Source organism: Thermaurantiacus sp., from assembly GCF_053487655.1.
Map to the genome: position 1 here is coordinate 1 of NZ_JBRCLD010000051.1, position 20,086 is coordinate 20,086.

Here is a 20,086-nt window from a genome sequence, read left to right on the forward strand (position 1 = left end):
AACATTCCGCTGTGAGGCAAGGGGAGCACGCACCATGTTCAAGAAAATCCTGATTGCCAACCGCGGCGAAATCGCCTGCCGCATCATCCGGACCGCCCGCGCCATGGGCATCAAGACCGTCGCCGTCTTCTCCGAGGCCGATAGGGGCGCCCTTCATGTCGAGTTGGCCGACGAAGCCGTCCCGATCGGCCCGGCGCCGGCGCGGGAAAGCTATCTGGTGGCGGAAAAGCTTATCGCTGCCGCAAAGGCAACCGGCGCCGATGCCGTCCACCCGAGCTATGGCTTCCTCTCCGAGAATGCCGGGTTCGCCGAGGCCGTCACCGATGCCGGCCTCACATGGGTCGGCCCGCCGGCCGAGGCCATCCGCGTCATGGGCCTCAAAGACGCCGCCAAGGCGAAGATGCGCTCGGCCGGCCTCCCCATCGTCCCCGGCTACCAGGGTGAAGACCAGTCGCTGCCCCGGCTCGAGCGCATGGCGGACTCGGTCGGCTACCCGCTCCTTGTGAAGGCGGTCGCCGGCGGAGGCGGGAAGGGCATGCGCCCGGTCTTTGCGGCGTCCGAGTTCACGGAAGCGCTGCTCGCCGCCAAGCGCGAGGCCGCTGCCGCCTTCGGCAATGATTCGGTGATGCTGGAGAAGCTCATCCAGCGCCCCCGCCATGTCGAGGTGCAGATCTTTGGCGACCGCTACGGCAACATCGTCCACCTGTTCGAGCGCGACTGCTCGCTCCAGCGCCGCCACCAGAAGCTGATCGAGGAGGCCCCCGCCCCCGGCCTTTCCGAGCGCTTGCGCCACATCCTGGGCGTTGCCGCCGTCACCGCCGGCACCGCAATCGATTATGTCAACGCCGGCACCGTCGAGTTCATCCTCGACATGGACGACCTCGACGACGCCGGGGACCCCAAGTTCTACTTCATGGAGATGAACACAAGGCTCCAGGTCGAACATCCGGTAACCGAGGCCATCACCGGGCTCGACCTCGTCGAGTGGCAGCTCCGCGTCGCCCGCGGCGAGATGCTGCCGCTGATGCAGGAAGCGATCGAAGCCAATGGCTGGGCCATGGAAGCCCGGCTGTGCGCCGAGAACCCGGACTCCGGGTTCCTGCCTGCGACGGGCACGCTTGCCCGGTTCCAAGCCCCGCCCGTCGCCCGCACCGACACCGGCGTGCGCAGCGGTGACGCCGTCACCGTCCACTATGACCCGATGCTCGCCAAGATCATCGTCCACGCCCCCACAAGGGCAGAGGCGGCAGCGCGCCTTGCCGCCGCGCTTGATGCAACCATTGTCGAAGGCGTCACCACCAACCGCGCCTTCCTTGCTCGCCTTGCCGCCCACCCGGCCTTTGTCGAAGGCGATGTCTCGACCGCATTCATCGCCATGCACGAGGCCGCGCTCTTTGCACCCCCGCCCGAGGATCCGGCCATCCTCGCTGCCATCGCGCTCTACCTGGCACCGCTCGCAGAACAGGCATCAGGCTTTGCCGCGCCCTTCCGCCTCAACCTCCCCATGACTGTCCACGGTGCCCTCTTTGCACCCGACGGCCGGGGCTGGAAGACGGTGGTGGAAGGCAGCGGGGCCGCGCGCCGGGTCCTCGTTGATGGCGCCGAGACCATGCCCGATCGTGCCGCCGTGCTGGTGCCGGTGGAAGACGGAATGGAAGCCCGGCGCGGCGGCGAGACCTGGCGTTACCTTTTTGCCGATCCGCGCCGCCGCGGCGAAGGCGAGGCCGGCAGCGATGGCCGGATCCTCGCGCCCATGCCCGGCAAGGTGCTGAGCCTCCATGTCGCCCCCGGCGATACCGTCGCGGCCGGAGACCGGCTCCTCGTCCTCGAGGCGATGAAGATGGAGCATCGCCTGACTGCCCCCTTCGCTGGCACGGTCGAGGCCGTCGCCGTTGCCGCCGGCGCGCAGGTGAGCGAAGGCGCGATGCTGGTGAGCCTGACCCCGGCTGAGGCGGAGCGCTCGTAGAGGGGGTGCGGCAGCCGCTTCGTCGGCCAGTCCGGCCGGCACATCTCCTGCGGCGGCTCCGGCGAACAGGCGACAGGCAGGGCGAGCAGCACGCCCACCACCACGCCCTGCGCCTGGCTCCATGCCACCACATTCTCCTGCCGGAGAGCGCCGCGGATGTGTATGTCAGTCATCGGAGAGTGGCCGGTCGCGCCAGGCGAGGATTGCGGCCGGCAAGGCCATCGAGCCCATGGCGAACGCAGTGATAAGGTCCGCCGTGCCCGAAGCGCCAGGCAGCCACCAGCCAAGCTTTGTGGCAAGGGTGACCCAAAGGAACGCACCCAGCAGCGCGGCCACCATGATCTGGTGGGTCAGCACATAAGCCCGGTTCCGAACGGCAACCTCGCGCTCGTCAAGCTCGCGCTCGGCCTTCTGGCTCAACTGGCCATAGCTCGAGACGAACAGCAGCACGGCCCCCAGAAGGCCAGAAAGCTTGAGAAGCGCAACGGCAAGCGCTGCCAGCGGCGGCTCCGGCACACCCGCCGCCACACCAAGGTTGCCGAGCAGCAGCGCAGCATAGACAAAGACGGAAAGCGCCCGCGCCGCATGGACCGACAGGTGGATTTGAAAGGGCCTGGCCATCATCATGACTCCTTCGAGAGACGGGCGAGCTGGTCACCCAGTGCGGGAAAGGGCTCGAGCGCGAACAGGGCCTCGACCGGCACGCTGAACACGCGCGCGAGCCTCAGCGCGAGCACCAGGCTCGGGCCATATTCGCCGCGCTCGAGAAACCCGATCGTCTGCGGATTGACTCCGACGGCTTCTGCGAGCTCGCGCCGGCTCATTCCGCGCTCGGCACGAAACACGGACAATCGGTTATGCAGTTCAGCGCTCATATCGTTGTCTATAAGCAACGATTCTTTTCGAGTCAAGCCCTCCGCCGTCGAAGCCGCAACAGGAGCAGGAGGAGCCCACCGAACACGCCCGCGCTTGCTGCTGCCGCAGCGCCCACGAGCAGCGGATGGTTGAAATCCTCCCGGCCTCGCCAGTCCATGATGTGGAGCCCCCACATCAGGTCGAAAAGGCGCCAGCGGTCGGTCCGCACGGCAAGAAGTTCGCCAGAGACGGCATGAAGATAGAAGGTCGCGCCTTCGTCGTCGTCGAACCGGACGGCCCAGGCCGGCGACTTGCGGCGAAACTCAAGCGGTGGCGCGCCTTCCGGCACGCGGGACACGTGGGCGATGCGTGCCTTCTTGGCATGGGCAGCTCTGGCAAGCGCCGCAATCGCCTGCGAGTCGAGCCGGATTGGTGCTCCGCTCCTTGCGTCGAAGAGGGCTACGGCTTCGTTTCCTTCGCGAAGCTCGAACACCGGTCTGCCGCCAAGCATCCGCAACACCAGGCTGTCCGCCCCCGGCCCGGCGCGAGTGAGGAACGCCTCCGGAGGGAGCAGCCCGTCAAGTCCGGCGAGGGACGAAGGCGCGGGCGGGGCGCGCAGATGCTCGCCTCGCACTTCGCCAATCGGCATGGCCGTCATGACAAGGCCAGAGAGAGTCCAAAGCATAAGCTGACCACCGACCAGCCAGCCGAGCCAGATATGGGTGCGGAACAGGAGCCTTCGCATCGGCACCCATTAGCTTGCCTAGCGCCTTGGAGCCCAGCCCCGGCCGGGCTATGGCAGCCCCATGCTGCAACCGCTCCGCTTCGCCCATGGCGAAACCCTCGACATGCTCCGCGACAGCGTGGCGGCCTTCGCCGCGGCCGAGATCGCGCCCCGCGCCGCCGAAATCGACCAGACCAACGCTTTCCCGCGCGATCTCTGGCCAAAGCTTGGAGAGCTCGGCCTCCACGGCATCACCGTGCCGGAGGCCGATGGCGGCTCAGGGCTCGGCTACCTTGCCCATGTCATTGCCGTCGAGGAAATCAGCCGCGCCTCGGCTGCAGTTGGCCTCTCCTACGGCGCCCATTCCAACCTTTGCGTGAACCAGCTCGCCCGCTGGGGCACAGCCGAGCAGAAGGCCAAATATCTGCCCAGGCTCATCTCTGGCGAACATGTCGGCGCGCTCGCCATGTCTGAGCCTGGGGCGGGATCCGATGTCGTCTCGATGCGATTGCGCGCCGAGAAGCGCAATGACCGCTATATCCTCAATGGCAGCAAGTTCTGGATTACCAACGGCCCGCATGCCGACACCCTCATCGTCTATGGCAAGACCGACCCGCAAGCCGGTGCACGCGGGATCACGGCCTTCCTCATCGAGCGCGGGATGGCTGGCTTCTCGACGGCGCCAAAGCTCGACAAGCTTGGCATGCGCGGCTCTGACACCTGCGAACTCGTCTTCGCGGATTGTGAGGTGCCCTTCGACAATGTGCTGGGCGAGGAAGGCCGGGGCGTTGAGGTGCTGATGTCTGGCCTTGACTATGAGCGGGTCGTGCTCGCCGGAGGGCCGCTTGGCATCATGCAGGCCTGCCTCGACGTGGTCCTTCCCTATGTGCACGAGCGCCGCCAGTTTGACCGCCCCATCGGCACTTTCCAGCTGATGCAGGGCAAGCTTGCCGACATGTATGTGGCAGCTTCGACTGCTCGCGCCTATGTCTATGCCGTCGCGCAAGCCTGCGACCGCGGCGAGACCACCCGCAAGGACGCTGCCGGCGCCATCCTCTATGCAGCCGAGAAGGCGACCTGGATGGCCCTCGAGGCGATCCAGGCGCTCGGTGGCAATGGCTATATCAACGATTATCCAACCGGACGGCTCCTGCGCGACGCCAAGCTCTTCGAGATCGGCGCTGGCACCTCCGAGATCCGCCGGTTCCTGATCGGCCGGGAGCTGTTCCAGGAAACGGCATGACCGCCGGGCAGCTCCTCGGCGCCGTGCTGGCCGGGGGCAAGTCGCGCCGGTTCGGAAGCGACAAGGCACTCGCCTTGGTCGAGGGAAAGCCGCTCATCCAGCACGCGCTCGATTGTCTTGCTGCTTCGTGCGAGATTGTGGTGGTCGTGGGCCGCGACTGGCCGGGCCATGCCCGCCTCGACGACCATCCCGCCCCCGGGCTCGGGCCGCTGGCCGGGTTGTGCGCAGCCCTCCTGCACGCAGGGCGCCACGGCTTCGACCATGCCCTGGTCATCCCGTGCGACATGCCAGGGCTTCCCGCCGACCTCGCCGCCCGCCTCGCCCCTGCGCCTGCCGTCGTTGATGGCCACTGGACCATCGGGATCTGGCCCTCGAAACTTGGACCTGCTCTTGCCGCCCGGCTCGAGGGCGGAGGCCCGATGTCGCTTCGCGGGTTCGCGCAGGAAGTCAATGCTCGCCGTGTGCAGCTGCCCGGTCTCGTCAACGTCAACCAGCCAAGCGACCTGCCGGACGGCCGGCACGTTCTGTCGAAACAGCAAGCCCAAGGCCTCCCCGCTACGCCCGGAAAAGGTTAACGCGGAGCAGTCACCGCAACCTGGTATTGTCATGAGCACCCTTGCCCGGACCATCGCCGACACACCACTCATCGCCGAGGCGGCCGCCGTCGTCGGCTTCATTTTCCTCATCGCTCTGGTGCGGCGCGCCGTGATCGGCGGCCAGAACCGCCGCTCCTCATGAGGCAGGCGCAGGCCGGCGGCGCTCAGGCCGGGGGGTCGGCGATCATCGCGGTGAAGCGCGCCTCGGCGGCAACGCCCTCCCCGAGCCTTGCATAGCCCTGGAATTTGGAGACATTCGCCCGCCGCTGCAGATAGGCGACGTCGAGCAAGACCAGGCACCCCGGCTCGACGGGCTTCCTGAACTTCGCCTCCTCAACGGACATGAAGTAGAGCAGCTTGCCAGTGCCAGAGAGGCCGAGCGAGTCGATGGCAAGAATGCCGGCGGCCTGGGCCATGGCCTCAACGAGGAGCACGCCCGGCATCACTGGGCGTGCCGGAAAATGCCCCTGGAAAAAGGGCTCGTTGACCGTGACGGCCTTCACTGCCCGGATCCGTTCAAACGGGACAAGCTCCTCGACCCGGTCGACAAGCAGCACCGGGAACCGATGCGGCAGCATCGAGAGGATGGCGACGATGTCGCGCGCACCCGCGCCCATGGACTAGCGGCGCGGCTGTCCAGCTGGCGGCTGCTGGGGAGGTGGCGCCGTGGTCGAGACCTTGGGCAGCGCTGCATTGAGCCGCGCCAACACGTCATTGGTGATATTGAGAGAGCTCGCATGCTGGAGCGCCGCCCGCTCGGCAAGCACGATGGTCGCGCCCTTCTCGCGCATGATCTGGGTGATGATGGGCTGGGCTGCCGAGGTGATCTGCTGCACCACATGTTGCTGCGCCCGGGCGAGATCCTCCTGCCCGCGTTGCAGCTCGGCGTTTGCCGCATTCTCCTTATCCTGGAACGCCTTGACCCTCGCTTCAAGGGCCGGGCCAGCGAGCGTCTTGTTCTGCTGGCCCTGCTGGATCGCCTCGGCGTCGGTCTTCAGCTGCTGGGCAAGGGTGTTGCGCCGGGCATTCAAGGTGGCAGCGCGGGCCTGCAGATCGGTCGCTGCTGCCTTGCCGGCCGCGCTCTCGTTTACCACCCGATCAAGATCGACGACGACGATGACTGCCGGCGACAGCTGCTGCGCTGCAACTTCGAACGGGGCTGCAAGAAGGAGTCCGGCCGCAAGGCCCGCCAGAATGTTTCGCATCAGAATTGGGTTCCTACATTGAACTGGAAAAGCTGGTCGAGGTCTCCATCGGCCTGTTTGATGGCCTTGGCAATATCGATCCGGAAGGGACCGAAAGGCGAATTCCAGTTGACCCCGACCCCGACCGAGATGCGGGGGCTCGCCGTATCGCCGACATAAAACTCCTGAAACCCGATCGACCCGCGCTCCGAAGGGCAACCGGGGGGAATGGGCGGAAGCTCGCCTTCGAGCGGAACATTGGGGCAAGAGACGAGCGGACCCGGATTCGAGCGCCACAGCGAGCCGACATCGACATAGGCCGAGGGCCGAAGCCCGAGCTCATCGCCGGTTGAGCCGAGCGGGATGATGATCTCGGCCCGGCCAAGATAATAGATCCGCCCCCCCACGGAATCATTGGCCCATGTGTCTTCGTCCGGGTTGGGGGTGCCATCAGCCAACAGCGGCTTGCGGATGACCCGGGGGCCGACACCGCGGATGTCAAAGCCACGGAACCGCGGCTCGCCAAGGAAGAAGCGGTCCGTCAGCCGGATCTCCTCGCTGTCAAGGCCGAAGATGTGGCCAACCTCACCGCCGAGATTGAGCACCAAACCGGTGCCGAACAAGCGCCGGTACCGGTCATAGTTGAGCCGGCTGCGAAGATAATTCACAGTGCCGCCGAGACCGGCATAGTCCTGGCTTAGCACCAGGCGCTGGCCGCGCGACGGCCGCAGACGGTTGTCAAGCGAATCGAAGGCGAGGCTGTAGCCAATCAGCGAGGTCGTATATTTGCCAAGCGCATCGCAAATGAAGCGGCCAGCCTTGATCGGATCGCACTGGCCGTCAGTGAAGAACAGCGCCTCATCAACTGTCACATTGTCAAAGGTGAGGCCATAGCGGGCCGATGCCGACCAGTATTCGGTAATCGGGAAGCCAGTACGCACCTGGAAGCCAGTCGTCAGCTGGTTGTAGGTGTCGATACGCTCGCCTTGGCCCCCGAAACGAAAACTCGAGAAGTCGCGCCGGAACACGTCAGCACCCAGCGCGAGATTCCTGCCGAACAAATAGGGCTCGGTGAAGCCCAGGTCAATCCCGCGCGAGAATTGCGACCAGTTGACGGCAAAACGCAAGTTCTGCGCTCGGCCTCGGAAGTTACGCTGCTCGACGGCGAAGTTCAGGATGAGTTTCTCGAGCGAGGAGTATCCTGCGGAGACCTGGATCGAGCCCGTCGGCCGTTCCTCGACATCGACCTGAAGTGCGACCTTGTCGGGCGCAGTGCCGGGCTTCTGCTGGACTTCGAGCTTTTCCTGGAAGAAGCCAAGCGACTGGATCCGGTCCCGCGAGCGCTTGACCTTGAAGCTGTTGAAGGCATCGCCCTCGACCAGGCGAAACTCGCGGCGGATGACATCGTCAGCCGTGATGGTATTGCCATTGATCGTAACCGACTCGACATAGACGCGCGGCACCTCGTTGATGACGAAGGTGACGTTCATGGTGAGCGCGCTGCGGTCGCGGCGGAACTGCGGGCGCACGTCCGCAAAGGCATAGCCAAGCAGCCCGACGGTCTCGGTAATCTGGTTGATCGTGTCCTCAATGAGCTTGGCGTTGTACCAGTCACCCGTCTTCATGGGCAGGAGCGACTTGAACGCCTCGGCATCGATGTCGCGGATCTGGCTTGTGAGCCCGACCTCGCCGAACCGGTAGCGCTCGCCCTCCTCGAGCACATAGGTCACGATGAAATCGCGCCGGTCAGGGGTGAGCTCGGCGATCGCCGAGACCACCCGGAAGTCGGCATAGCCCTCGGTCAGGTAGAATTGCCGCAGTTTCTGCTGGTCGAAGGCCAGACGGTCGGGGTCATAGGTGTCCCGAGAAGTGAAAATCCGAAAGGGCCTTGCCTGCCGTGAGGCCATCTCGCCCCGTAGCTTGGCATCATCATATCGCTCATTGCCAATAATGTTGATCTGGCGGATCTTCGACTTTGGCCCCTCTGAAATCTCGAAAACGAGATCAACCCGGTTCTGCTCGAGCTGGATAATCTTGGGCTCAACTTGAGCTGCAAACCTGCCGGACCTCCGGTAGAGCTCGAGGATACGGGCAACATCGGCCCGCGCCCGCGACCGGGTGAAGATCTGCCGGGGTGCGACCCGGATTTCCTCGCGGATCTTGTCTTCCTTGACCCGCTTGGCACCTTCGATGATCACACGATTGATGACCGGATTTTCGCGCACCTCGATCGTGAGATTGCCTTCACCATCGTCACGGATGCGGACATCGGCGAAGAGCTCGGAGGCGAACAGGTCCTTGAGCGCCCGGTCGAGCACTTCGCGGTCGTAGGCCTGGCCGGCGGCAAGTTCAGTGTAGGAGAGCACGGTTTCGGGCTCTAGCCGCTCATTGCCGATGACACGCAAGGAGCGCACCGTCCCGCCCTGTGTCACCATGGCTGGCGGTGTGGCCGGGGTCGGCCGCGGCAGCTGCGCGGCAAGGGGGGCGGCAGAGCAAAGGAGGGCCAGCGCCAGCAAAGGTCGCGCAGAGCCGCGCACGGCACCGCCAGTCACTTGCAAGGGCACCGTCAACCAGCCCAGCTTCTCAGCCCCTCCCAGATACCGAAGGAGGCAAGATCGTTCATTGTGAGCAGAAGCATGAGGGAGATCAGCAGCAGGAATCCGGACATGAAGGCGAGTTCCTGGAGCCTCGGCTCCAGCGGCCGGCGGCGCACGGCCTCGGCGGCGTAGAGGAGGAGATGGCCGCCGTCCAGTGCCGGGATGGGGAGCAGGTTGACGAAGCCGAGGTTGATCGAGATGAGCGCCATGAAGGTGATGAACGAGGCCAGCCCCAGCGTCGCACTCTGGCCAGCAAACTGGGCGATCTTGAGCGGCCCGCCCAGCTCGTCGAGGGCACGGCGGCCAGTGACCACCTGCACCAGGGTCTCGGCCATGAGCCGCGTCATCTGAACCGTCTCGTCGATCGCCCAGACCAGCGCGGACACTGGACCTCGCTGCTCGACGACGGGCGGACCGCTTTCGATGCCGAGCCTGCCCTTCACATAGCGGTTGCCAAACCGGTCCACTTCCGTCCGGACACCGGCAGTCGCAGTCAAGCGCAGCTCCCGGCCGTTGCGCTCAAGAAGGAGCGGAATCGGCTCGCCAGGCCGGAGCGCGACGATACGCACCATGTCCTCAAACCGGTTGACCCGCCGCCCGTCCACTTCGAGGAACCGGTCGCCAGGCAGGATCCCGGCGGCCGCGGCCGGGCTGTCGGCCATGACCTTCCCCGCGACAGGCGGCGTAAACTGGTGGCCAAAAGTCATGAAGAAGGCCGTGAACAGGAAGATTGCGAAGAGAAAATTGATCCCGGGCCCGGCCGCCACCACGAGCGCGCGCTGCCACAACGGGCGGAACTGGAACAGCTGGGCTCGCTCGGACTCCGGGAGGGCAAGGAGTGCCGGATCCGGCTGGCTTGCCGCGTTCATGTCACCTGCAAACTTAGCGTAGCCCCCAAGCGGGATCCAGCCGATCTTCCAGCGGGTGCCGTGCCGGTCGGTACGCCCGAGGATTTCGCGCCCGAAACCGACCGAGAACACATCGACCTTGATCCCGAACAGCCGGGCCATGCCATAGTGGCCATATTCGTGGACGAACACGAGGATACCAAGGACAATGATGAAGGCGAGCGCCGAAAGGGCGATGCCGGGCTCTGCAATCGCGTCCATCCCCGGCTCCTATCGGCGCGCGCGATGAGCCGCGAATGAATGCGCCCGCGCCCGGGCTTCGGCATCCGCGGCTGCCACTTCAGCAAGTGTTGCAACCGGTGCCGCCGGAAGTGCGTCAAGCGTCTCTGCGACCACTTCGGCAATTTCGAGAAAGCCGATACGGTCCTCGAGAAACGCTCCCACCGCCACTTCATTGGCAGCCGACAGCACGCACGGGCGGCAACCGCCCGCAGCAAGAGCTGCCTCGGCGAGCGCAAGTGCAGGAAAGCGCTCGCGATCTGGCTCCTCGAAATCGAGCCGCGCAGCAGCAGCAAGATCGAGCCTCTTGACCGGCGTCGGGATCCGCTCCGGCCAGGCCAGGGCATGGGCAATCGGCACGCGCATGTCGGCTGGCCCCAGCTGGGCCAGCACCGACCCGTCCACATATTCAACAAGGCCGTGCACGAGACTTTGTGGGTGGACAAGGACGCCGAGCCGGTCCGCCCCCACGCCGAACAGGTGATGCGCTTCGATGAGCTCCAGCCCCTTGTTCATGAGCGTCGCCGAGTCGACCGAGATTTTCGCCCCCATCGACCAATTGGGGTGCCGTACGGCTTCGGCCGGCGTCACCTTGGCCATTTCGGCGCGGGTCAGGCTCCGAAACGGCCCGCCGCTTGCCGTCAGCACGATGCGGCTGATCCGTTCCACATGCTCGAGCACCTGGAAGACGGCATTGTGCTCGCTGTCGACAGGGAGGATGCGCGCGCCCGAGCGCCGGGCCGCAGCTGTCATCACGTCGCCAGCGCAGATGAGGGCCTCCTTGTTGGCGAGCGCCACCGTGGTGCCTACCTCAAGTGCCGCAAGCGTCGGCGCAAGCCCGGCAGCTCCGACGATTGCTGCGACCACGAGGTCGACAGGCTCGGCTGCAGTTGCAACCATCGCGGCCTCACCTGCGCGAACCTCGATGGGACTGCCAGCAAGCGCATCGCGCAGCGGCACATAGCCAGCTTCATCCGCGATGACCGCGACCCTTGCTCCGCTCGCCCGGGCGACATCGGCGAGCTTGGCCCAGTCACGCCCAGAGGCCACTGCATGGACGCGGAAGCGCTCGGGGTTGCGGGCGACGAGGTCGAGAGTCGAAGTGCCAATCGACCCGGTCGCGCCGAGGAGCGTGATGCTGCGCGTCATCTGAGCGCCACCGCAGCAGCGACAACGCACGCCACCGGCACCAGCCCATCCACCCGGTCCATGACGCCGCCATGGCCCGGGATGAGGGCGCCGGAGTCCTTCACCCCAGCGCGCCGCTTGAGCCAGCTCTCGAAGAGGTCTCCGAGCTGCGCCACAAGCGCAAGCATGGCCCCCAGCGCGAAATGGAGGAGCATGGCGCCACCCCAGGCGGCGCTGGCGATGAGCGCGCTCGCAGCGCCCGCCCCGACCATGCCGCCAATGAGACCAGCCCAGGTCTTCGACGGGCTGATCGCAGGCGCCAGCTTCGCCCCACCGATCGCTCTGCCGGCAAAATAGGCAAGAATGTCGGTCGCCCACACAATTGTCATCAGCCAAAGCACGAGCACGAGGCCATCGGGCTGGCCGCGAAGCCAGGGGAGGGCAACCGCCGGCAGCCCGGCATAGACAAGACCAGCGCCCAGCCAGCTTGCGTTGCGCCCAGTTCGCCGCGCCAAGGTCGCAGCGGCAACGAGGCCAAGGCTGCCAGCAAGCACAAAGAGCGCCTCGCGCGGCAGGCCGAGGGTCGTAACAATGACGAGGGTCAGGAGGAGAAGGATGCCAAGCACGCGGTCGGCTGGCCCGATGTTGTGCATGGCGCCCCACTCCCAGAGCATGAGAGCCGCGGCACCGCCGACGAGCGCTGCAAAGGCCCAGCCTCCCGCCCACAGCGCAGCAAGGGCAATCGCGCCAAGCACCAAGCCGGAGATGACGCGCATGCCAAGCTCGCTGCCGGGGCGCGAGCTGCCGCGCAGCTGCGGCACCGTCTCAGCGCCCGCCAAAGCGCCGCTCCCGCCGAGCAAACGCCTCGGTTGCCTGGCGCAGCACAGCCGCGTCGAAATCGGGCCAGAGCACGGGCGTGAACCACAGCTCGGCATAGGCCGCCTGCCAGAGCAGGAAATTGGAAAGTCGGACTTCACCGGACGAGCGGATGATGAGGTCGACAGGGGCAAAGGCCGCCGTGTCGAGCGCTGCCTCGATGTCGGCAGGACTGATTGCAGCGGGATCACGCCGCCCGGCTGCAGCTTCAGTTGCAAGACGACGCACAGCGCGGACCAGCTCATCCTGTGCCCCATAGTTGAGGGCAACCACGAGATTGAGCCGGCGGTTTCCAGCCGTACGAACTTGTGCTCGCTCGAGCTCGACAACGATGTCGGAGCGCAACGCGCGCCATTCGCCAATAAACCCGAGCCTCACGCCAGCCTCGTCGAGCTCGTCGAGCTCGCAGCGGATGTGCTGCAGCAGGAGGCCCATCAAGTCCGAGACTTCTTCCGGCGGCCGACGCCAGTTTTCTGACGAAAAGGCATAGAGGGTGAGCGTATCGATGCCGAGCTCGGGCGCCGCCTTCACGACGCGACGCACCGCCTCCACACCAGCGCGATGCCCGGCAAGCCGGGGCAACCGCCGGGCCTTCGCCCAGCGGCCATTGCCATCCATGATGATGGCGACATGACGCGGGCCGCCAGGCGTGGGCGTAAGCGGGGCACAAATCGACGTCTCCGGCAGGCACGCGACCGAGCGGTCCGCAACCTGCTCAGCCATGGAGGCCCTGCTGGCAGACAACCACCATCTCACCACGCCGGAGGCACCGGAACCCGGAGCTGCCCAGAACAGGCGGACATCAAGCTCACTTGCCGAGGATCTCCTTCTCCTTGGCCTCAGCTGCCATGTCAGCCTCGGCGACGTTCCGATCCGTCAGCTTCTGGACCTCTCCTTCCAGGCGCTTGTGCTCATCTTGCGAGATCCGGCCCTTCTTCTCGGCCGCCTTCAGCGCTTCCATCCCGTCACGCCGCACATTCCGGATGGCAACCCGGGCCTTCTCTGCATATTGGGCGGCAAGCTTGGCGAGCTCGCGCCGGCGCTCCTCAGTGAGATCGGGAATGGGCAGCCGCAGCGTCTGGCCCTCGACGATCGGATTGAGCCCGAGCCCGGCGGCGCGAATGGCCTTCTCCACCGGCTGCACATTGCTCCGGTCCCAGACCTGGACCGAGAGCATACGCGGCTCCGGCGCTGTCACCGTCGCCAGCTGGTTCAGCGGCATGGCGCTGCCATAGACCTCAACCGTCACTGGGTCCAGAAGCGCGGCCGAGGCCCTGCCAGTCCGCAAGCCTCCGAGATCATGCTTGAGCGTTTCGAGTGCACCCCTCATCCGCCGCTCGAGATCGGCAAGCACTGCGGCTCCATCGAAGTCGGCCATCCATTCCCCCTTTCAGGCTGCCTGCCGGACGACAGTTGCTCGCCCCTCGCCAGCCAGCACCCGGGCGAGATTGCCATGCTCGCGGACATTGAACACGATAATCGGAATGCCGTTGTCACGGCACAGCGCAACCGCTGCTGAGTCCATCACTTTGAGATTGTCATTCAAGAGCTTGTCGAAGCTGATGACAGGATAGCGCTCGGCGCGTGGATCAAGCTTGGGGTCGCTCGCGTAGATGCCATCCACCGAGGTCCCCTTGAAGAGCGCATCGCACCCCATCTCGGCTGCACGCAGAGCTGCTGCCGTATCGGTCGTAAAGAAGGGATTGCCGGTTCCGGCAGCGAAGATGACAATCCGCCCCTTCTCCATGTGCCGCACTGCCCGGCGGCGGATGTAGGGCTCGCACACGCTCGCCATGGGAATGGCCGACTGCACCCGTGTGGCCACCCCCTGCTGTTCCAACGCATTTTGCAACGCAAGCGCGTTCATGACGGTTGCCAGCATGCCCATATAGTCGGCCGAAGCGCGATCAAACCCGCGCGCAGCCGCCGCCAGCCCGCGGAAGATGTTGCCGCCCCCGACCACAAGGCAGAGCTCGTGCCCGGCTGCGCGTGCCGACGCGATCTCCGCGGCAATCCGTGCCGTTGCTTGCGGATCGATCCCAAACGGGTCGGAGCCCATCAGTGCTTCGCCCGAAAGCTTGAGGAGGATGCGCCGGTACGGAGGCCGGGCACGCATTGCTGATCCTTCCTGTGCCTCGGCTGGCTGCTGCATCTCGACGCGCTTAGCGCCACGACGGGCTGCTGCAAACCCCGCGTGTCGGGTCAGACGCCGGCAGCGGCTGCGACCTCGGCGGCAAAGTCGGTCTCGGCCTTCTCGATGCCCTCGCCCAGCTGGAGCCGGACAAACCCCGCCACCCTGACTTCGGCTCCAGCTTCCTTCGCTGCCTTGGCCACGACATCGGCCACCCGGGTCTTGTTGTCACCGAGGAAGCCCTGGGTCATCAGCGCATTGTCACCAGCAAACTTGCGCACCGCGCCTTCGACCATGCGGGCGACGATATCCGCCGGCTTGCCGCTTTCGGCAGCCTTGGCCTCAGCAATGGCCCGCTCCCGCTCGACAAGCAGGGGATCAACCCCTTCGGGTGTAAGCGCCATCGGGTTGGCCCAGGCGATGTGAAGGGCAAGCTGCTTGCCCAGCTCCGCAAGTGCCTCAGCCGGTGCCCCGCTCTCGAGGGCGACGAGAACACCGATCTTGCCAAGGCCATCGGCGATGGCGTTGTGGACATAGGGGAAGATGATTCCCTCGCCGACTTCGAGCAGCGCCGCGCGCCTTAGCGTCTGGTTCTCGCCAATGGTCGCAATGTTGGCGGCAAGCGCATCGGCAAGCGTCCCCTGGCCGGCAGGATCGGGCGCAGCGAGGATGGCTGGCACATCGGGACCAGCCTTGAGCGCGGCCTCCAGCGCCGCCCGGACGAAGTCCTGGAAGCGGTCGATCTTGGCAACAAAATCGGTTTCCGAATTGACTTCGACTGCAACCCCCCGACGGCCTTGGACCCGGACGCCGACAAGACCTTCAGCTGCCGTCCGCCCTGCCTTCTTGGCGGCAGCCGCCAGGCCCTTGGAGCGCAGCCAGTCGATCGCCTTCTCGACCTCGCCACCAGTCTCAGCAAGGGCCTTCTTGCAGTCCATCATGCCAGCGCCAGTGCGGTCACGCAGGTCCTTCACCATTGCAGCGGTGATCTCGGCCATGAGTCTTCTCCGGAAAGGAAAGCAAGCGGGCTGGGTCGTCACCCTTCGAGTGCTGGCTCGGGCAGCGGCTCGACGGCCTCGCCGATGTCATAGCCAGAAGCGATCGCATGGCCCTGGCGACCGGCCAGCACGGCATCCGCCACGGCATCGCAATAGAGCTTAATGGCGCGCGCTGCGTCGTCATTGCCAGGCACTGGAAAGGCGATGTTGGCCGGATCGACGTTCGAATCGAGAATGGCGATGACGGGGATGCCAAGCGCGTTCGCCTCCTTGATCGCCAGATCCTCCTTGTTCACGTCGATTACGAACATGACGTCGGGAAGACCGTTCATGTCTCGGATGCCGCCGAGCGAGGCTTCGAACTTGTCGCGCTCACGAGTCATCTTGAGCACTTCCTTTTTGGTGAAGCCGTGCAGGTCTCCCGCCAGTTGCTCCTCCAAGGTCTTGAACCGCTTGATGGAGGCGGAAATGGTCTTCCAGTTGGTCAGCGTGCCGCCGAGCCAGCGGTGGTTGACAAAATGCTGGCCACAGCGTCGCGCTGCCTCCGCGATCGGCTCCTGCGCTTGGCGCTTGGTGCCAACGAACAGCAGCTTGCCGCCTGCCGCCGCAGTCGCGCGGACGAAATCGAGCGCGCGCGCAAATAGCGGCACCGTCTGCGAAAGGTCAAGGATGTGCACCCCGTTGCGTTCGCCGAAGATGTAGGGCTTCATCTTCGGGTTCCAGCGGTGGGTCTGATGGCCGAAGTGGGCGCCAGCTTCGAGCAGCGCCTGCATCGACACATGGGGCGTCGTCATGATTTCATCTCCGGTTGCAAGGTGCGCCGCCGGAGGGAATGCGGCAGGCCGCACACCGGATATGGCTCCAGCGACTGGAATGGCGCGCGGCCTAGCCCCGGCAATCCGGGACGTCAACCCTGTGCGGGGTGCGGGCCGCCGCTCAGATCTGTCATCAATTCTGCAGCCTCGGCTGTGCCCTCTTCGCCCGCTTGAAGAGGCAAACCAAGCCGTGTCCTGTCCGCGGCAGGCACCGTCACGCCGTTCCCCCTCCATGTTCGCAAGCGTGTGTCGCCCACCTCTGGCAAGTGATGGCCAGGTGCGATGGGCCGTGCCCACCTCATGAGCTGGCGCCGGGGACAGTGCCTCAAGCCACCAGCCGCAGGGGCCGCTGGAGCGGAACGGCTGCGAGTTCGGCAACCGCAGGGTCGATTCTCAGAGTCTCGAGAAAGGCAGCATCGCAGCGAAAATGGCGCCCGAGGAGGACAGTTGCGGTCCCCGCCGGCGTTGGCACATCGACTTCGATCCGAGTCCGGCCATCCCGCGGGAGCAATTGCAGGAGATCGAAGAGCCGTGATGGCGAGCAATCCGGGGCAAGCCGGATCCTGAGCAGGGCCCGCACCTGGCCCGCGAGTGAAGCGAGCGTCACCGCCGAGAAAATGGCAAGGCGCGGCTCGGAGTCGCCCTCGCGCCATTGCAAGTCCATCCCCAGGAGCAGCGGCTCACCGCTCTCGGCCGCCTCGCGCAGGACCGGGAACAGGTCCGGCTCGAAACAGGAGGCGTTGAAGGCGCCGCCGCTGTCGGAGAGGTCGACTCCGAGGTAGCGCTGGTCCGCCCCCTGTTTCGGCCGATTGCGCCAGGAGAGGTTTTCAACGAGGCCGGCCATGGCGACTCGCTCCCGCGTCCCCGCCCGGCCCGAAGTCCGGGCACGAACCTCGGCCGATGTGACCACCGCCTCGGCAGCAAGCACCAGCGCGTGGCGCTCAACCGGGTGGCCGGAGAGGAAGAAGCCGAAAGCCTCGCGCTCATGGGCAAGCGCCTCGCCGAGCCGCCAGGGCGCCTCCGCGCCCAAAAGCGCGGAGATCGCAGGCGCCGAACCCTCGCCGAACAGCCCGCCCTGCCCGGTCTCGCGCGCCCGCGCGGCGGTCTGCGCGGAACCAAGCAGAATGTCGGCGGCACGAAACACCCTGTCGCGGCGCGGCTCGAGACCATCGAAGGCACCGGCAGCTGCAAGCGCCTCCACCTGCCGGCGGTTGAGCGCCCAAGGGTCGACTCGTGCTGCCCAATCGTCAAGCGAGCGAAAGCGTCCTCCCTGCTCACGCTCTGAAACCATGGCTTCCATCGCTGCCACACCAACGCCCTTGAGCGCGCCAAGCGCATAGCGAACGGCCGGCACTCCTCCTTGCTCCTCGACAGTAAAATCAGCGCCGCTGGCGTTGATGTCGGGCGGCAGCAGGGGAACACCGTTGTGGCGCATGTCATCAACGAGGAGGCGGATCTTGTCGGTATCGGCAATATCGAAAGCGAGCGAGGCCGCGAAGAAGGCCGCCGGATGATGCGCCTTCAGCCAGGCTGTCTGGTAGGCGATGAGGGCGTAGGCGGCCGCATGGCTCTTGTTGAAGCCATAGCCGGCAAATTTCTCGACCAGGCGGAAGATGTGGGCGGCTTGCTCACGATCGACGCCGCGGGCGACGGCACCCTCAACGAACCGCTCGAGCTGGGCGTCCATGACCGCCTTGTCCTTCTTGCCCATCGCCCGGCGCAGAAGATCAGCTTCGCCCAGCGAATAGCCGGCCAGCGCCTGGGCGATCTGCATCACCTGCTCTTGGTAGACGATGATGCCATAGGTCGGCTTCAGGATTGCCTCGAGCTTGGGGTGGAGCCAGTCAACGGGCTCGCGGCCCCATTTGCGCGCGGCAAAGCTTGGGATATTGTCCATGGGCCCGGGGCGGAAGAGTGCACCAAGCGCGATGATGTCTTCAAAGACGGTGGGGCGGACGAGTGCGAGCGCGCGCCGCATGCCCGGGCTTTCGAACTGGAACACGCCGACCGTGTTGCCGCGCGTAAGCAAACGGTAGACTTCTTCGTCGTCGAGCGGGAGCGAGGCGATATCGACGTTGATTCCGCGGCCAGCAAGAAGCTTCACCGCACGGTCGATGACCGAAAGGGTGCGCAAGCCCAGGAAGTCGAACTTGACCAGCCCAGCGGCCTCGGCGCTTTTCAAGTCGAACTGGGTGACGGGAAGGTCCGAGCGCGGATCACGCTGGAGCGGCACCAGCTCGGCAAGCGGCCGGTCGCCGATGACGATGCCGGCGGCATGGGTGGATGTGTGGCGTGGCCGGCCTTCCAAGCGGCGGGCAATCGAGATAAGCCGAGCAATGCGCGGATCCGCTGCCATGGCAGCCGAAAGCTCTGGCACATCGCGCAAGCTGCGCTCGAGATCCCACGGGTCCGCCGGCTCATTGGGGATCATCTTGGCGATCCGATCCACTTCGCTGTAGGACATCTGCAGCACCCGCCCGACATCCTTTACGACGGCGCGCGCCTTCAGGCTCCCGAAGGTGACAATCTGTGCCACCCGATCGGAGCCATATTTCTGCTGGACATAGCGGATTACCTCGTCGCGGCGGGTTTCGCAGAAATCGATGTCAAAATCCGGCATCGACCGCCGCTCGGGATTGAGGAACCGCTCGAACAGGAGATCGAGGGGAAGGGGATCGAGGTCGGTGATGGCGAGCGCCCAAGCGACCAGCGAGCCCGCCCCCGAGCCCCGACCGGGACCAACCGGGATGCCCTGGGCTCGGGCCCAGCGGATGAAATCAGCAACGATCAGGAAATAGCCGGAGAATCCCGCCTTGTGGATGATGGCAAGCTCGTGGGCGAGCCGGCGGGCATAGGCATCGCGATCGACGCTGCCCGACATCGCGGCCAGCCGCGCCTTCAGCCCTTGCTCCGCCAGCCGCACAAGCTCTGCCTGCTCGGCCGCCTCATCCGCCCCCAGTCTGGGCAGGACCGGCTCGCGGCTGCGAAGCGCAAACGCCGTCCGCCGCGCCACAAGAAGGGTGTTGGCAACGGCTTCCGGCAAGTCCGCAAAGCGCTCGGCAAAGCCTTTGGGATCGAGGAGGTGCTGCGCCGGGTTCGACCGCACCCGATCCGCCGTTTCGAGATAGGCGCCATGGCGCACGCAAAGCATCACATCATGCGCTTCATGGTCATCAGGCGCAAGAAAGCGCGCCAGTGCCGTCCCCACGATCGGCACGCTGCGGGCATGCGCCCAGGCCAGCAGGGCATCCTCAGCACGCGCCTCGGCTCCCTCGCCAGTGCGCGAAATCTCGACGAACAGCCGGTCCCCGAACAGCTGCAGCAGCGCCTCGCCAAGGTCAGCGAAGTCCTGGCCATTGCCGGCCCGGCGCACGAGCGGGCCATCAGCACCTCCGGTCAGCGCAACAAGCCCCCCGGTTCGCCCGGCGAGAGCCGCAAGCGGCAAGCCGGTCTCGAGACCGAAGTCGAGATGGGCCGCGCTCACCAGCGCGAGCAGGTTCTGATAGCCCTCTTTATCCTTGGCGAACAGTGGCAGCCAGTCCGGCGCAGCCTGCCCGGGCCGCGGCGAAGGTCTTTCCGGCGTAAGTGGTACCAGGGCGCCAAGCAGAGGCTGCAGGCCCGCTGCAAGGCAGGTCTCAGAGAACGTCATGGCAGCGTGGAGATTGCCCCGGTCAGCAAGCGCGATGGCAGGAAGCCCGAAGCTCGCTGCAAGCTGGACCAGCGGCTTTATCTCGATAGTCGACTCAAGAATGGAATAGCAGGACTGGATCCGGAGTGGGACATACATTGCGCGATTGTGCGCGCGGCCGCCGGGCGCCTCAAGCCATCCCTTGCAGAAAGCTGTGG

The 20,086-nt window shown here is 65.7% G+C and carries 19 protein-coding genes; 4 read left to right on the plus strand and 15 right to left on the minus strand.

From position 1 onward, the window contains the following. Positions 1–1,966, plus strand: a 1,966-nt coding sequence (locus ACWIQA_RS05185) for an ATP-binding protein (RefSeq protein ID WP_448582006.1), incomplete at its 5' end; no start/stop codon positions are given. 165 nt (positions 1,967–2,131) lie between these two features. Here the strand turns inward: ACWIQA_RS05185 and ACWIQA_RS05190 are convergent. From ACWIQA_RS05190 to ACWIQA_RS05200, 3 genes are read right to left on the minus strand one after another with little or no spacing between them, the layout of a single operon-like run. Beyond that, positions 2,132–2,590, minus strand: a complete 459-nt coding sequence (locus ACWIQA_RS05190) for a hypothetical protein (RefSeq protein WP_448582007.1) — start codon at positions 2,588–2,590, stop codon at positions 2,132–2,134. Next, positions 2,590–2,841, minus strand: coding sequence for a helix-turn-helix transcriptional regulator (locus tag ACWIQA_RS05195; protein ID WP_448582008.1), 252 nt, complete (start codon positions 2,839–2,841; stop codon positions 2,590–2,592). Before ACWIQA_RS05195 ends, ACWIQA_RS05190 begins: the two co-directional genes overlap by 1 nt. A 32-nt stretch (positions 2,842–2,873) precedes the next feature. Further along, positions 2,874–3,566: a hypothetical protein gene (locus ACWIQA_RS05200; RefSeq protein ID WP_448582009.1), complete on the minus strand. Its 693-nt coding sequence runs from the start codon at positions 3,564–3,566 to the stop codon at positions 2,874–2,876. A 61-nt stretch (positions 3,567–3,627) separates the two neighbouring features. Between ACWIQA_RS05200 and ACWIQA_RS05205 the strand changes: the two genes are divergently transcribed. The 3 genes from ACWIQA_RS05205 to ACWIQA_RS05215 are packed head-to-tail and all read left to right on the plus strand — an operon-like array spanning position 3,628 to position 5,526. Further along, a complete protein-coding gene (locus ACWIQA_RS05205) occupies positions 3,628–4,788 on the plus strand; it encodes an isovaleryl-CoA dehydrogenase (RefSeq protein WP_448582010.1) in 1,161 nt (386 codons plus the stop codon). Beyond that, positions 4,785–5,363, plus strand: coding sequence for a molybdenum cofactor guanylyltransferase (gene mobA / locus ACWIQA_RS05210; RefSeq protein ID WP_448582011.1), 579 nt, complete (start codon positions 4,785–4,787; stop codon positions 5,361–5,363). The genes ACWIQA_RS05205 and mobA overlap by 4 nt, the downstream gene beginning before the upstream one ends. Before the next feature lie 31 nt (positions 5,364–5,394). Further along, positions 5,395–5,526 (plus strand): hypothetical protein, encoded by a 132-nt coding sequence (locus ACWIQA_RS05215; RefSeq protein WP_448582012.1) that lies wholly within the window; start codon positions 5,395–5,397, stop codon positions 5,524–5,526. Positions 5,527–5,548: 22 nt separating this feature from the next. Here ACWIQA_RS05215 and fabZ read toward each other — a convergent pair whose 3' ends face one another. The 12 genes from fabZ to dnaE all read right to left on the minus strand — a co-directional run bounded on the left by fabZ (position 5,549) and on the right by dnaE (position 20,027). Then, a complete protein-coding gene (gene fabZ, locus ACWIQA_RS05220; RefSeq protein WP_448582013.1) occupies positions 5,549–6,001 on the minus strand; it encodes a 3-hydroxyacyl-ACP dehydratase FabZ in 453 nt (150 codons plus the stop codon). A gap of 3 nt (positions 6,002–6,004) precedes the next feature. Continuing rightward, complete coding sequence (locus tag ACWIQA_RS05225; protein WP_448582014.1) at positions 6,005–6,589, minus strand: OmpH family outer membrane protein; 585 nt, start codon at positions 6,587–6,589, stop codon at positions 6,005–6,007. Next, entirely contained in the window at positions 6,589–9,132 is a 2,544-nt protein-coding gene (gene bamA, locus ACWIQA_RS05230; RefSeq protein ID WP_448582039.1) for an outer membrane protein assembly factor BamA, read from the minus strand. The genes ACWIQA_RS05225 and bamA overlap by 1 nt, the downstream gene beginning before the upstream one ends. A 2-nt stretch (positions 9,133–9,134) precedes the next feature. Continuing rightward, positions 9,135–10,274 (minus strand): RIP metalloprotease RseP, encoded by a 1,140-nt coding sequence (gene rseP / locus ACWIQA_RS05235; RefSeq protein ID WP_448582015.1) that lies wholly within the window; start codon positions 10,272–10,274, stop codon positions 9,135–9,137. 9 nt (positions 10,275–10,283) lie between these two features. After that, positions 10,284–11,441, minus strand: a complete 1,158-nt coding sequence (locus ACWIQA_RS05240; protein ID WP_448582016.1) for a 1-deoxy-D-xylulose-5-phosphate reductoisomerase — start codon at positions 11,439–11,441, stop codon at positions 10,284–10,286. Next, entirely contained in the window at positions 11,438–12,259 is an 822-nt protein-coding gene (locus ACWIQA_RS05245; protein ID WP_448582017.1) for a phosphatidate cytidylyltransferase, read from the minus strand. Before ACWIQA_RS05245 ends, ACWIQA_RS05240 begins: the two co-directional genes overlap by 4 nt. Continuing rightward, a complete protein-coding gene (gene uppS, locus ACWIQA_RS05250; protein ID WP_448582040.1) occupies positions 12,246–12,914 on the minus strand; it encodes a polyprenyl diphosphate synthase in 669 nt (222 codons plus the stop codon). The genes ACWIQA_RS05245 and uppS overlap by 14 nt, the downstream gene beginning before the upstream one ends. Before the next feature lie 190 nt (positions 12,915–13,104). Next, entirely contained in the window at positions 13,105–13,674 is a 570-nt protein-coding gene (gene frr / locus ACWIQA_RS05255) for a ribosome recycling factor (RefSeq protein ID WP_448582018.1), read from the minus strand. A gap of 12 nt (positions 13,675–13,686) precedes the next feature. Beyond that, positions 13,687–14,412 carry a UMP kinase gene (gene pyrH, locus ACWIQA_RS05260; protein ID WP_448582019.1) on the minus strand — a complete coding sequence of 242 codons (726 nt, stop codon included), beginning with the start codon at positions 14,410–14,412 and terminating at the stop codon, positions 13,687–13,689. An 86-nt stretch (positions 14,413–14,498) separates the two neighbouring features. Beyond that, positions 14,499–15,425, minus strand: coding sequence for a translation elongation factor Ts (gene tsf / locus ACWIQA_RS05265; protein ID WP_448582020.1), 927 nt, complete (start codon positions 15,423–15,425; stop codon positions 14,499–14,501). Positions 15,426–15,463: 38 nt separating this feature from the next. Continuing rightward, complete coding sequence (rpsB, locus tag ACWIQA_RS05270) at positions 15,464–16,219, minus strand: 30S ribosomal protein S2 (RefSeq protein ID WP_448582021.1); 756 nt, start codon at positions 16,217–16,219, stop codon at positions 15,464–15,466. A gap of 346 nt (positions 16,220–16,565) precedes the next feature. Further along, positions 16,566–20,027: a DNA polymerase III subunit alpha gene (gene dnaE, locus ACWIQA_RS05275; protein WP_448582022.1), complete on the minus strand. Its 3,462-nt coding sequence runs from the start codon at positions 20,025–20,027 to the stop codon at positions 16,566–16,568. Between the last annotated feature and the right edge of the window lie 59 nt (positions 20,028–20,086).